General features: G+C 55.8%; 10 protein-coding genes. 6 read left to right on the forward strand and 4 right to left on the reverse strand.

Annotated elements, in window-relative coordinates:
- The first annotated feature begins 144 nt into the window (after positions 1–144).
- The 6 genes from ACR0NN_RS05570 to ACR0NN_RS05595 all read left to right on the forward strand — a co-directional run bounded on the left by ACR0NN_RS05570 (position 145) and on the right by ACR0NN_RS05595 (position 8,500).
- On the forward strand, positions 145–1,395 hold the full coding sequence (locus ACR0NN_RS05570) for an FAD-dependent oxidoreductase (protein WP_480684079.1): 1,251 nt from the start codon (positions 145–147) through the stop codon (positions 1,393–1,395).
- Between the two features lie 14 nt (positions 1,396–1,409).
- Complete coding sequence (locus ACR0NN_RS05575; RefSeq protein ID WP_170723143.1) at positions 1,410–1,667, forward strand: sarcosine oxidase subunit delta; 258 nt, start codon at positions 1,410–1,412, stop codon at positions 1,665–1,667.
- Entirely contained in the window at positions 1,654–4,524 is a 2,871-nt protein-coding gene (locus ACR0NN_RS05580; protein WP_170723145.1) for a 2Fe-2S iron-sulfur cluster-binding protein, read from the forward strand. Before ACR0NN_RS05575 ends, ACR0NN_RS05580 begins: the two co-directional genes overlap by 14 nt.
- 1 nt (position 4,525) lies before the next feature.
- On the forward strand, positions 4,526–5,023 hold the full coding sequence (locus ACR0NN_RS05585; protein ID WP_170723148.1) for an aminomethyltransferase family protein: 498 nt from the start codon (positions 4,526–4,528) through the stop codon (positions 5,021–5,023).
- A gap of 15 nt (positions 5,024–5,038) precedes the next feature.
- Entirely contained in the window at positions 5,039–5,449 is a 411-nt protein-coding gene (locus ACR0NN_RS05590) for a RidA family protein (protein WP_170723150.1), read from the forward strand.
- 261 nt (positions 5,450–5,710) lie between these two features.
- The gene (locus tag ACR0NN_RS05595; protein WP_170723152.1) at positions 5,711–8,500 is read left to right on the forward strand and encodes a bifunctional aconitate hydratase 2/2-methylisocitrate dehydratase; all 2,790 of its coding nucleotides are present in this window, start codon (positions 5,711–5,713) and stop codon (positions 8,498–8,500) included.
- 129 nt (positions 8,501–8,629) lie between these two features.
- Here the strand turns inward: ACR0NN_RS05595 and ACR0NN_RS05600 are convergent, their stop codons facing one another.
- From ACR0NN_RS05600 to ACR0NN_RS05615, 4 genes are read right to left on the reverse strand one after another with little or no spacing between them, the layout of a single operon-like run.
- On the reverse strand, positions 8,630–9,862 hold the full coding sequence (locus ACR0NN_RS05600) for a Tm-1-like ATP-binding domain-containing protein (protein ID WP_170723155.1): 1,233 nt from the start codon (positions 9,860–9,862) through the stop codon (positions 8,630–8,632).
- On the reverse strand, positions 9,859–10,809 hold the full coding sequence (locus ACR0NN_RS05605) for a phosphotransferase enzyme family protein (RefSeq protein ID WP_480684082.1): 951 nt from the start codon (positions 10,807–10,809) through the stop codon (positions 9,859–9,861). Before ACR0NN_RS05605 ends, ACR0NN_RS05600 begins: the two co-directional genes overlap by 4 nt.
- Positions 10,806–12,101 carry an aminotransferase class III-fold pyridoxal phosphate-dependent enzyme gene (locus ACR0NN_RS05610; RefSeq protein ID WP_170723157.1) on the reverse strand — a complete coding sequence of 432 codons (1,296 nt, stop codon included), beginning with the start codon at positions 12,099–12,101 and terminating at the stop codon, positions 10,806–10,808. Before ACR0NN_RS05610 ends, ACR0NN_RS05605 begins: the two co-directional genes overlap by 4 nt.
- Positions 12,102–12,116: 15 nt before the next feature.
- The gene (locus ACR0NN_RS05615) at positions 12,117–13,601 is read right to left on the reverse strand and encodes an aldehyde dehydrogenase (protein WP_170723159.1); all 1,485 of its coding nucleotides are present in this window, start codon (positions 13,599–13,601) and stop codon (positions 12,117–12,119) included.
- Position 13,602 lies beyond the last annotated feature (1 nt).

Raw genomic sequence — 13,602 nt, forward strand, 5'->3', positions numbered from 1 at the left:
TTCCGGCAAGACTTCGATGAAACTGTTCCACTTGAAAAGCCATGAGGCATCATAACCGAACTTTGCGGATCATCCAAGTGAGATTGCGTGATGGTAAATAAATTTATTGACGATACATTACCAAAGGTAAATAGTATAACTGTCATGCAAAGATATTCGATATTCTCGCTCGCGCGAAATGCACTTTCGGGTCACAAAAACTGGCCTCGGGCTTGGCGTAGCCCTCCACTCAAAGATCAGTACGAGGTTGTGGTGATCGGGGCAGGGGGTCACGGGCTGGCCACCGCTTATTATCTGGCCAAAGAGTTTGGTATAACCGACGTGGCTGTGTTGGAGCGCGGCTGGTTGGGCGGGGGCAACATCGCGCGCAATACGGTGACGATCCGATCCAACTATATGCGGGACGAGTCGATCCCGTTCTACGTCAAATCTGTCGAAATGTACGAAGGGCTCACGCATGAGCTGAACTTCAACATGATGCACTCTAAACGCACGATGGTGGATGTGGTGCAAACTTGGCCCAAACTGCGAGAGTTGCGGCGTCGACAGTTGGTAATGGATATATATGGTTCAACCTATGAGCAGATCACAACAAACGAGCTGCGCAGGCGCATACCTGCGCTGACCGGTGGAGGGCCAGATGCGCGCCTGCCGATCATCTGTGGCATGGTCCATACAGATGCGGGTGTGAATCGGCATGATGCTGTGGCTTGGGGCTATGCCCGCGCTGCGGATGCGATGGGTGTCGAGATGCACCAACAGACTGCTGTGCAATCATTGATACGTGGCGCTGATGGTCACATCGAAGGTGTCGAAACCAATCGCGGCACCGTGCGTGCGAAGAAGGTGGTTGTGGCCGTGTCAGGCCATACCACCACACTGACCGAGACTGCCGGGCTTAAGTTGCCGTTGCGCACGATGAACCTGACAGCTTTTGTGTCCGAGCCGGTGAAGCCCTTGGTGGATGTCATCGTGAACTGCCCGGACAGTGGATTCTATTTCAGCCAGTCTGACAAGGGTGAGATGGTGATTGGCGGGGCGCCCGACATGGGCCAGAGCTTTCGTCGCGATATTAAGCAGCATGTCTTTGAAGACACGGTGACCGCGATGCTGTCGCTCTTCCCGAGCTTCAAGAAGCTCAAGCTAATGCGCCAGTGGGGCGGGCATCTGGATATTGCCCACGATGCTTCGCCCATCATGGATCAGACCGAGGTGCCGTCGCTGTTTGTGACAGCAGGTTGGTGGGGCGGGTATAAGGCGATCCCAGCCGGGGGACTGACGCTTGCACATCTGGTCGCCAAGGGCGAACCGCATCCGCTGATGGCCTCATTCACTTTGGACCGCTTTCGCCATCTGGAATTTGTGATGGAAGCTGGCACCACGACAGCGAGATAGAAAAGGACAGGACCATGATGCTGATCCCCTGCCCATTCTGCGGCAAACGTAATGAGAGCGAGTTCACCTATGGCGGCCCTGTTGGTGCCGACCGTCCTGATCCCAACGCCGTCACCGATGCTGAATGGGTGGAATACCTGACGGTCGCGCCCAACCCGCTGGGGCCGGTTCAAGAACGGTGGTGGCACGCGCGTGGCTGCGGCGAATGGCTGACAATCTGGCGGGATACCGTGACCCATGACATTGTGGAGGCGCCCGATGGCTCAGAGTAACCGTCGTGCATCCGGTGGTCGTATTGATCGCAGCCGCCCTCTGACGTTCCAATTTAATGGTAGAACTTACGAAGGGTTCGAAGGGGACACTCTAGCCTCGGCCCTATTGGCAAATGGGGTGCGGGTGACCGCCCGTAGTTTCAAATACCACCGCCCGCGCGGCATTATTGGGCACGGGCCTGAAGAGCCGGGAACCTTGGTGGAATTGGACGGCGAGGACGCATCGGGCAACCGCCCGGCAACCACGGTTCCGTTACGCGAAGGGCTTAGCGCACGCTCGGTCAATTGTTGGCCTTCACCCGAGTTTGATCTGGGTGGGATCAATCAATTGCTGAGCAGGTTCATTCCTGCGGGCTTTTACTACAAGACATTCAAATGGCCCAACTGGCACCTGTTTGAACCATCCATTCGCAAGGCGGCCGGGCTGGCAGCGGCACCAAAACACCCGCCACCATCGGGTCATTTCGAGGCACGTCACGCGCATGCCGACGTTTTGATTGCGGGCGCAGGCCCAGCCGGGTTGCTAGCCGCGCTTGAGGCCGGTCGGGCAGGAAAGCGGGTTTTCCTTGCGGATGAGGGCACTGAGGCAGGTGGAAGTCTTCTGAACCGGAACCTAACTATCGGGGAACGTCCCGCGATGGATTGGGTTGCTGACGCAGTAGCCGAGTTGCGCGACATGGCAAACGTGACCCATCTGCAGAACGCAACTGTCTGGGCCTATCGCGAACACAACCTAATGATCGTTAATGAACGTGAGGCGGATCAGGCCAGCATTCTGGAACGTAGCTGGCGGGTTCGTGCGGCAGAAGTCGTGATTGCCACCGGGGCCACCGAAAGGTCGATGGTGTTTAGTAACAACGACCGACCGGGGGTCATGCTGGCCTCGTCCGTTCAGGCCTACGTAAACCGATGGGGTGTTAGCCCCGGGCAACGCGTGGTTCTGTTTACGAATAACAACAGTGCCTATGCCGTGGCAGCTGATCTGGTCGCAGCAGGGGTTACCGTTCAGGCAATCCTCGACTCTCGTGATGTCGTTCCGCAAGTCGCGCTGGACATGGTGCCTAGGATGACTGTCCACGCTGGAACGGTTGTTGCCGACATTCGCGGTCACAAACGCGTACGCGCCGTCAAAGCCCTTCCCAAGGCCGGAGGCGTGGGCAGCTGGATCAACTGCGATCTGCTGGTTCACTCCGGAGGTTGGAACCCGACCGTGCATCTGTGGTCTCAGTCCCGCAGCACATTGCAGTTTGATGAGGACCTCTCTGCGTTTATGCCGGATCGGGCGGTCCAATCCTGTCGTGCCGTAGGCGCAGCGGAGGGTGATCTGACACTGGATCGGATTATCGACGGCGGCACAGATCTGCCATATGCAATCGAGCCACTATGGTGCGTGGATGTGCCTGGGCAGGGCGGAAAGGCTTTCCTGGATATCCAGAACGATGTCTCGGTTGGTGATGTGCATCTGGCTCTGCGCGAAGGATATGACAACGTTGAACATGTCAAACGCTATACCACTGGCGGGATGGGCATAGATCAAGGCAAGACGGGCAATATCAACATTATCGGCACTGTCGCTTTGCAAAAGGGTGTTCCATTACAAGAGATTGGCACGACCACATTCCGGTCCCCCTATACACCGGTTTCATTCGGCGCGATTGGAGGGCTGCGTGAGGAATCGGTGTTGTTCCCCTACCGGCACACGCCGGTGACGCAATGGAACAAGGATAATGGCGCTGTGATGTATGAGGCTGGTGCCCGCTGGCGCCGCCCAGGGTACTTCCCAAAACCCGGCGAAGGCCTGCAAGATGCGGTGAACCGGGAATGCCGTGCGGTGCGTGAGGGTGTTGGCGTCTACGATGGATCTCCGCTTGGGAAATTTGAGCTTAAGGGGCGCGATGTGCCGCGCCTTTTAGATTTTCTGTACTCCAACATCATGTCCAGCTTGAAGCCCGGCGAGGGCCGGTATGGCCTCATGCTGTCTGATGATGGGCTGATCCTGGATGACGGGGTGGCGTTTCGGCTGGATCAGCATCGCTGGATGATCTCAACTTCCACGGGCCATGCGGATGCGGTCAATCAGCACATGGAAAAACTACTTCAGACCGAGTTTCCAGACTGGCAGGTCATGATCACTACGGTGACAAGCCAATGGAATAATGCCACCATTTGTGGGCCACGTGCGCGCGAAGTCATGCACGCTCTGGGTACAGATATCGATTTGTCACCAGAAGCTTTTCCCTTCATGACATTCCGGGACGGCGAGGTCGCAGGATTTCCTGCGCGGGTCGTGCGTGTCAGCTTCACCGGCGAGCTGTCCTTTGAGGTCAACGTCGCCCCACGCCACATGGCGGCCTTGTGGGATAAGGTGATGGATGCAGGCGCGCCTTTTGGCATCCTGCCGGTCGGCTCGGAATCCAGCCACGTTCTGCGGGTTGAGAAGGGCTTTCTTTCTTTGGGTCACGAGGTCGACGGTACTGTCGACGCCTATGACCTAGGCATGGGATGGGCCATGTCCAAGAAGAAGCGCGACTACTTGGGCAAGCGTTCGGTCCTTTTGCGTCGCAAATCGGAATCGGCGCGTCGAGAACTGGTTGGTATTTTGCCGGAAGACCCGAACCAGCAGGTGCCGGAAGGCGCGCCGCTTACACCAGAAGGCAGGAAAAATGCCACCGAAGGCTTGGTCACAGCCTGTGTCTGGAGCGTCGTCAACAACCGTTGGATTGGGTTGGCTTTGCTGAAGAACGGTCACCAACGCCACGGACAAACCGCACATGTTCGATTGAAAGATGAGGTGATCTCTGTGAACATAACAAAGCCTGTCTTCCACGACCCTGAGGGCAAGTTGCTGAGGTCTTGAGATGAGCTACGACGTCCAAATCAAACGCCAAAACTTGAATGCACTGTTTGACCTCAAGGGAAGTTCCGGGGCGGTTCAGAACTGGATCGGAGACGCTTTGCCTTCCTTGCCCAACAGGCCCAATACCCGGGCAAACAAGGGCACAACCGAATTGTATTACATCGGTCGTGATCACTGGTTTGTAAGGGCCCCGTTGGAGGCGGAAGAGATGCTGCAGGCGCAGTTCAAACCTGCGGATTGCCCTGCCGATATCAGTATCGTCCGGGTCTCGGACACGATGATATTCTTCAGCGTCACTGGATCAAAAGCATCAGAAATCATGTCCATTGCCTGCCCGCTTGATCTTCACGACACTGTGTTTGCAGACGACGCGGTCACCTATTCCGAAGTGTTTGGCCTCAAAGCGTTGGTGATGCGGTGCAATGGCGGTTTCGAATTCGCAGTCGAACAGAGCTTTGGGGACATGGTCGAAGATTACCTGGCCCGCGCCTTGGCCTGACAAAAAGGAGAGCTTATGGCCCGTACGCATATTCACAAGTATCAGACCCGCTATCACGCGCAGGCGACTTATTCCAAAGCCATCCGTGCGCGTGGTGATTTCGTGTTCATGCAAGGTCAGGTTGGCACTTTGCTGGACGGGACGCTCATCGGTGAAGGTGATCCCGGAGCGCAGGCCGATCAGGCGTGCAGAAATATCCAGCGATGGATGGAAGAGGCTGGGGGCAGCCTGTCCGATGTATGCAAGCTGACTGTCTATGTCACCGATATCTCGTACCGCCCGGCTGTTTACGAAGCGATCAATCGTTGGTTTGAAGGCGTTCATCACTGTTCGACCGGAGTTGTAGTGCAAGGATTGGCTGATCCCACACTGTTGGTCGAAATCGACGCTATGGCAGTGATCGATGATGTTGGGGCGGGCACCTAGGCCTCAGGACGCTTTGCCAAATATCAGTAGCGCCGACAGCGCTTACTTTGCCCGATATTCGGCTTCAAAGAATCCGTTCAATCAGTCTCAAACCCTATCGTGATCGATATTCGAAAATTTGATCTGCACGGGACATCGCGCCACACGGGTAGGGCTTGCAAGTTATTCTGATTTAGTATACCGCCGCATACAATCAGAAATTCCCGGCGTTCAAAACATCCTTGAATGCCCGCAATCGAGCCACATTGATCGGAACGAGCCATGAGCCTTTACACTGAATACCTCGATGAAATCGAAACCCGCAAGGCGCAAGATCTGCACCCGAAGCCGATCGATGACGGAGCGCTTGTCGAAGAGCTGGTTGTGCAGATCAAAGACGATGCGCATGAGCATCGAACAGATTCAATGCACCATTTCATCTACAATACGCTGCCGGGCACAACCAGCGCCGCCGGTGTTAAGGCGCGCTTTTTGAAAGAGATCATTCTTGGCGATGTAACAATCGAAGAGATTTCGGTTCCGTTTGCATTCGAGCTGTTGTCGCACATGAAAGGTGGCCCGTCAGTCGAGGTTCTTCTTGATCTCGCATTGGGAGAAAACGCAGAAATTGCAGGGCAGGCCGCCGAGGTGCTGAAAACGCAGGTCTTCCTGTACGAGGCAGATACAGACCGTTTGAAAGCGGCTTATGACGCCGGAAATCCGATCGCGCGCGGCATCCTTGAAAGCTATGCCAAGGCAGAGTTCTTCACCAAACTACCCGATATCGACGAAGAAATCGAAATTGTGACCTATGTCGCCGCCGAAGGCGATATCTCGACCGACCTATTGTCGCCCGGCAACCAGGCACACTCGCGCGCTGACCGTGAACTGCATGGCAAGTGCTTTATCTCGGTTAAGGCACAGCAAGAAGTCGAGGCGTTGAAACTGCAGCACCCTGGCAAGCGTGTGATGTTGATTGCCGAAAAGGGAACGATGGGCGTCGGCTCGTCGCGCATGTCGGGTGTGAACAACGTGGCGCTCTGGACCGGCAAGCAGGCCAGCCCTTATGTGCCCTTCGTCAACTTCGCCCCGATTGTGGCGGGTACCAACGGTATCTCTCCTATCTTTCTGACGACGGTCGGCGTGACCGGAGGTATCGGTCTGGACCTGAAAAACTGGGTCAAGAAGGTGGACGAAGATGGCAACGCGATTCTGAATAATGACGGCAATCCGATCCTTGAAGAAAAGTACTCAGTCGCGACCGGAACGGTTCTGAAAATCAATACCAAGGATCACAAACTGCTCAGCGAAGATGGCGATGAACTGGTGGATGTGTCTTCGTCTTTCACCCCGCAAAAAGTTGAATTCATGAAAGCCGGCGGTTCCTACGCCATTGTGTTCGGCAAGAAACTTCAGACGCTTGCCGCCGAGACTTTGGGGGTTGAGGCGCCGCTCGTCTTTGCTCCGTCGAAGGAAATCAGCCACGATGGTCAGGGCCTGACAGCGGTCGAGAAGATCTTCAACAAGAACGCCGTGGGCACAACGCCCGGCAAGACGTTGCACGCTGGATCAGACGTCCGTGTAAAGGTCAACATCGTCGGTTCGCAGGACACCACCGGTCTGATGACGATGCAAGAGCTTGAAGCGATGGCTGCAACGGTCGTGTCACCCAGCGTTGACGGTGCCTATCAGTCGGGCTGTCACACAGCTTCGGTCTGGGATGCGAAGGCACAGGCAAACACACCGCGTCTGATGAAATTCATGAATGACTTTGGCCTTGTGACCGGTCGTGACCCGAAGGGTGTCTATCACTCGATGACGGACGTGATCCATAAGGTGTTGAATGATATCACGGTGGATGACTGGTCGGTCATCATCGGCGGCGACAGCCACACCCGAATGTCCAAAGGCGTCGCCTTTGGTGCCGACTCGGGAACCGTTGCGCTGGCGCTGGCAACCGGTGAAGCCTCGATGCCGATCCCGGAATCGGTCAAGGTGACCTTCAAGGGCAAAATGGCCGGGCATATGGATTTCCGCGACGTAGTGCACGCCACCCAGGCGCAGATGCTGGAACAGCATGGCGACAACGTTTTCCAGGGCCGGGTGATCGAAGTGCATATTGGGACGCTGCTCGCGGACCAGGCATTCACCTTCACTGACTGGACCGCCGAGATGAAGGCCAAAGCCTCGGTCTGTATTTCGAATGACGAAACCCTGATCGGTTCGCTGGAACTGGCCAAATCGCGCATCCAGATCATGATCGACAAGGGCATGGAGCATGAAAACGGCATGCTGCAAAAGCTGATCAACATTGCCGATGCGCGCATTGCCGAGATCAAGTCAGGTGAAAAGCCTGCGCTGACCCCGGATGACAATGCGAAATACTTCGCTGAGGTCGTCGTGGATCTGGATCAGATTGTCGAGCCGATGATCGCCGACCCGGATGTACATAACGCCGATGTCTCTAAGCGGTACACCCACGACACGATCCGCCCGATCTCGTACTACAATGCTGAAAAGCATGTGGATTTGGGCTTCGTTGGCTCTTGCATGGTGCACAAGGGTGACATCAAGATCGTAGCCCAGATGCTGAAGAATCTTGAGAAGGAAACCGGCAAGGTCGAATTCAAGGCTCCGCTGGTCGTCGCCGCCCCAACCTACAACATAATCGACGAGTTGAAGGAGGAAGGCGATTGGGAGGTTCTTGAGAAATACTCGGGCTTCGAATTCGACGATCTGTTCCCGAAGCAGAAGGCTCGCACAGAATACGAAAACATCCTGTATCTAGAACGTCCGGGTTGTAACCTCTGTATGGGCAACCAAGAGAAAGCCGCCAAGGGTGACACGGTTCTGGCCACCTCGACCCGCCTGTTCCAAGGCCGCGTTGTGGCAGATGCGCCGGACAAGAAAGGTGAATCTCTGCTCGCATCCACTCCGGTGGTGGTCCTTTCCGCCATTCTGGGGCGGACACCGAAAATGGAGGAATACAAAGCCGCAGTCGAAGGGATTGACCTGACTCGATTTGCGCCACCCGTTGCAATACCGGGGAACACCAACTCAGCACATTTCTAAACGAATAGGGCCGGTCGCCACTTGGGCAGACCGGCCCTTATCATCAAGTGAGTTGGCGGATAGCATCGCCGACATAGTTGCTGCTTTTCCCGTAGCCCGGCTTTTTTGGGAGAAGGGCAAATTACCGTGCTATTTCATGATGACGCCTTCCGCGACCCATTTGTCGAATTGTGCAAGGACACTATCGCAAAACGCTTTGTCATTGATATGCGCCTCGACTTCGGTCATCGGGACCCGACCGGGCATGGTTTTGCGCGCTTCGTCCACCATATCCGTCAGTGCTTCGGGATCGTGTGCCTCTTCGCCTTCTTTATCCCAGGCTTCGACGCCTTGGATTGGCAAGAAGAAGTGAACCGGACCGGTCGCTGCCTCGAGCCGGTTGGTAAGCTCTCGCACCCACGCGCGGCGTTCATCACCTGTGAAGACCGAGCTTTTTATCAGCCGGTTATGTTCATGGAATGGTCGATCCGCGTACTGGTCAGGGATGTCCTGCCAACCGGCAAAATCCAGAAGATCCAGGGCGCCCGGCGCGACCATTTGGGGGGTGCCCGCACGTCCCGCATTTGTGACACGGTCATCTCCACTGGAAACCACGGACCCGGCCATAAGGTTGCCGAACTCCTGCATGCAGAAATCCATGACGCAGGCGAATGCGCCTTCTGCGGCCAATTTCTCAAAAGCCATGCCACCCATGCCCGTCGAGTGAAAAACTGCGACCTCGAACCCACGATCTTCGAGCGCTGGTTTGAGCGTTTTCATATATCGCAGGCAGGATGAGCCCAAGCTTGTCATTCCGATCAGCGGTTTGCTGCGATCCGGCGCGATCGCCGCTTTAGTTGCTCCAACTACTGCTCCGGCCGCCTGCATAAGCGACGATTTACAGATCGAATTCATTCCATACAGCCCCCCTGCCCAGAGGATCATTTGGATATCCGGTGCCAGCCGATGCGGAGGGATCAGGGGTGAGAAACTGACGGTCGATACGATGTATTTTGGAACACCCATGGGCAAAGCCTGCGCGCAATCCAGCGCCAGATCGGTCCCCATGGTGCCTCCGGTTGCCAACATTCCGTCAAACCGTCCCTCAGCATAGGTCTGCGCAACCACTTTTGCAGCACCCGCCGACATCACGCGAAAGGCTTTGTTTTCATCTCCCTGAGCGATGACCTCATCGATCGTCATTCCGCCAGCATGGGCAACTTCGTGTTTGGAGATATCAGTTGGTTCAGACGGGTCACCCAGAACCGAGACATCCATAGTCAATACTTCGGCGCCCTGAGCCTTAACGGCCTCTTCGATGAAACGCATTTCAGGTTCTTTGGTATCGTAAGTCCCAATCAGCAGGATTGTCTTTTTGGTCATTGGTTCCTCTCCCTTTGTTTCAGGTATTGGGACAACAATTCTCGGGCGTCTTCCACGAAACGTCTGTTGCGCTGAACTGAGCCCTCCTCCTCAAGACGGGATGAAACCCAGCCGACATAGGTTGCGGCGCGCAGGGCCATGAATAAAGGAAGATGGTCGGTGCAAATCTGCCGTTCAGTGCGATACCCTGTTAGCAAAGCGTCACATAACTGATCGTAGTCAGGCTCGCGCATGTTCTTGAGCAGCGTTGTGGCGATGTCAAACAGTCGGAAACCAAACCCGGAATCATCGAAGTCAATCAGCCAAACCCGGCCTGCATCGACTATGATGTTTTCGCGGACAAGATCGGCGTGGATCAAGCCATAGTCCAGATTGTTTTCCAACCGCTGCAAATCACTGTTTGCGGCATTCCTAAAGTCCATCAACAGCGTACGATCGTATGTGCCTAGAGTCGGATTTTCCCAAAAACGACCCCACAACGGGGTGTCTCCCAGCAAGCCGGATCGATCCCAGGACCAACGCGAGAACGCGCTTGGGCGCTTCCAGCTATTGCTAATTTCATGCAGTCGTGCCATTTCCTGGCCAACTTTCTGAAAAATGCCAAGCCGGTCTCGGTGATCGATGCCTGACCCGGTTGCACCCAAAGGGCGACCAGGCAGCCAATTGAGAATGTCGATCTGAACGCCATCAATCATATGCAGGAATGAGCCGTCCGTGGCGGGCACAGGTGCCGAAACTCCAATATCTTCACGGCCCAACGCGGCCATCCATTGCAGTTCAGACCGGAGTTCTGCATCCGTGCGCAGGTCCTCACGATGCAAACGCAACGCGTAAGATTTCTGAGCAAATTCTAAGCGATAGACATGGTTCTCCCGTGCCGCGACGAGCGACCATTGAGCGCCTCGCATCCCCCATTTGGCAATGGCCTGTTCGACGATCTGCTTCATATGATCAGCGGTGTTTCCGCCAGAACCTCGTCCAGCGTATCGAACAGCAGATCGGCGTTTTCGATTGAAAACGGCATCGGTGGGCGGATCTTGAGTGTGTTTTTGTGGCGACCCAGCTTGGAATGAATGATCCCGCGACGACGCATTGCGTTGATGACGCGATCAGTGAACGCGCTTGCAGGTTCTTTGTTGTCGCGATCCACGACCATTTCAGCCCCGAATATTAGGCCCGAGCCGCGCACGTCTCCGATAAAGTCATATTTCTGTTTCAGCGTATTAAGTCGGGAACGCGCGTGGTCCCCGACGGATTTTGCATTTGCGACCAGGCCCTCGTTTTCAATTTCCTGCAGCACCGCCATTGCTGCGGCGCAAGACACGGGGTTGCCGCCAAACGTGTTGAAATAGCGATATCCTTTGCGGAATGTCGCAAGGATTTCTCTGCGCGTCACAACCCCGCCTACAGGATGGCCGTTTGCCATGGGCTTGCCCATAGTAACGATATCCGGCACCACACCCATTTTCTGATGCGCCCACAGATGGGTCCCGGTGCGGCCAAATCCGGATTGGACCTCGTCGCAGATCAAAAGACCACCTGCCTTGCGCACCACCTCGGCTGCGGGTTTCAGCCAACCATCGGGATGATCCGGAAAGCCTTCGTTCAGGAAATAGGGGCAGACAATTAAGGCTGCAAATCCAGTTCCCGCTTCTTCATGCGCAGCAATCTGCTCTGCAACGGTATTTGCGAATTTTGTACCATCTGGATCGGGGTTGCGATAGCTGTCCGGGGCTTGGACAAAGCGGAAGTATTGATCTAGCCCGAAACCAACCGTCGGAACATTTGACGTGCTCAATTGGCTGACCAGCGCGGTGTTTCCGTGATAGGTCGCATCCGTGGCGATGATCCCGCGATTGCCGGTCATGCCTTCGGCCGTGCGCAACGCGATGTCGTTTGCCTCGGACCCGGTGCAGGTCAGGATCGCCGTGTCCAGCGCGGCATCCATTGTATCTGTCAGTTTCTCAACGTAGTCCAGAATACCGTCATGAAGATATCTAGTGTGGGTGTTCAGGGTTGATGCCTGACGATGAATCGCTTCTACCACCCGTGGGTTGCAATGGCCGACATGAGGTACATTATTGTAGCAATCCAGATACTTGCGCCCGTCGGCATCCCACAACCAAACCCCTTCACCTTTCACGAAGTGCACCGGCTCTTCGTAGAAGGTCGAGACATAGGGTCCCAGCAGCCGCGCCCGCCGATCGATAAGTTCAACAGATTTAGACGGAAGCGTCATTCAGCGATCCCTTGGTCATAGCTTTATCCAGGCGGTTTTTAGATCGAAATACTTCTCAAGCGCGTGCAGCGACTTGTCGTGCCCGTTTCCGGATTGGCCCACGCCTCCCAACGGTACGGTCAGGTCTGCACCGCCATATGTATTGACGTGCATGACCCCGGTCCGCACTTCGGCAACCATCCGGTGCGCGCGGCTGAGGTTCGAGGTCCAGACCGCGCCTGCAAGACCGTAGACTGTGGCATTGGCAAGCCGGATCGCTTCGGCTTCGTCTTTGAAGGGAGTTACGGCCAAGACCGGGCCGAACACCTCGTTCTGGAACAGATGGTCCGATTCTTTGACGCCAGTCATCACCGTGGGCGACATATAGTAGCCGCCGGTTTCGGCCAGAATGCGGTTACCACCTGTGCGACGTTCGGCACCTTCAGCTTCGGATTTCGTAACGAAATCCAAATTGGCTTCCAGTTCGGGCAAGCTATGTACTGCGCCGATCTGGCTGCTCAGGTCCAGCGGATCGCCCACACGGAAGGCTTCGGCATGGCGCGTGATCTCGGCCACGAAATCCTCGTAAATATCCTGTTGCACCAGCAAGCGTGAGCCGGCGATGCAGACCTGGCCAGAATTGCGGAAAATCCCGGCGGCTGAGACTTTGGCTGCTTCCGCCAAATCTGGCGCATCCGCAAAAACGATGTTTGGCGATTTCCCGCCCAATTCCAGATAGCAACGCTTCAGATTGGACCCTGCCGAGTATTCCAGCAGCCGCCGACCCGTCGCACCTGATCCGGTGAAGACCATGATGTCCACATCCATGGACAAAGCCAGCGCTTCTCCCACGACCGATCCGCGCCCGGTCACCACGTTGAAGACGCCATCCGGAACTCCGGCTTCGGCGGCTAATTCAGCGATTTTCAACAGGCTGAGTGAGGCGCTTTCGGCTGGTTTCAGGACAATGGAATTCCCCGCCGCAAGGGCCGGCGCGATTTTCCAACTGCCGATCATCAGCGGAAAATTCCAAGGAACGATTGCCCCTACAACTCCGACAGGGGCATGATGCACAAGACCCAGAACATCGTGGCTGGTCGGGGCGACCTGACCGTAAACTTTATCGATTGCTTCGGCGTAGTATCGGAATGTCGCAGCTGCCGAGAGCGCCTCGGCCTTGTAGGCCATGTTGATCTCGGTACCGTTGTCCCGCACACCCAGCACTGTGATTTCAAGCGCGCGAGATTCGATCAGGTCTGCCAGCTTCAAAAGGATCTTTTTGCGGCCTGAAGGGGCCATGCGTGACCACCGGCCATCCTCAAACGCCGTCCGCGCGGCGCGCACCGCTGAATCTACATCCGCGGGGCTTCCTTCGGCGATTTTGGCAAGTGGCTGGCCATCGATAGGTGATAGCACCTGATGCAAGGCACCGGTTTCTCCGGCATGGAAGGCGCCATTGATAAAATGGCCGCGTGGGGCAATCTCCTGCACGCACAATGCATCGATTGAAGACTGATCCATG

It is taken from the genome of Ruegeria sp. BA2, from assembly GCF_056539605.1.

Excerpts from the sequence above, each read along its gene's own strand:
- ACR0NN_RS05595 (WP_170723152.1), top strand. The coding sequence starts at position 5,711 with ATGAGCCTTTACACTGAATACCTCGATGAAATCGAAACCCGCAAGGCG.
- ACR0NN_RS05570 (WP_480684079.1), top strand. The coding sequence starts at position 145 with ATGCAAAGATATTCGATATTCTCGCTCGCGCGAAATGCACTTTCGGGT.
- ACR0NN_RS05610 (WP_170723157.1), bottom strand. The coding sequence starts at position 12,101 with ATGACGCTTCCGTCTAAATCTGTTGAACTTATCGATCGGCGGGCGCGG.
- ACR0NN_RS05590 (WP_170723150.1), top strand. The coding sequence starts at position 5,039 with ATGGCCCGTACGCATATTCACAAGTATCAGACCCGCTATCACGCGCAG.
- ACR0NN_RS05600 (WP_170723155.1), bottom strand. The coding sequence starts at position 9,862 with ATGACCAAAAAGACAATCCTGCTGATTGGGACTTACGATACCAAAGAA.
- ACR0NN_RS05585 (WP_170723148.1), top strand. The coding sequence starts at position 4,526 with ATGAGCTACGACGTCCAAATCAAACGCCAAAACTTGAATGCACTGTTT.
- ACR0NN_RS05580 (WP_170723145.1), top strand. The coding sequence starts at position 1,654 with ATGGCTCAGAGTAACCGTCGTGCATCCGGTGGTCGTATTGATCGCAGC.
- ACR0NN_RS05615 (WP_170723159.1), bottom strand. The coding sequence starts at position 13,601 with ATGGATCAGTCTTCAATCGATGCATTGTGCGTGCAGGAGATTGCCCCA.
- ACR0NN_RS05575 (WP_170723143.1), top strand. The coding sequence starts at position 1,410 with ATGATGCTGATCCCCTGCCCATTCTGCGGCAAACGTAATGAGAGCGAG.
- ACR0NN_RS05605 (WP_480684082.1), bottom strand. The coding sequence starts at position 10,809 with ATGAAGCAGATCGTCGAACAGGCCATTGCCAAATGGGGGATGCGAGGC.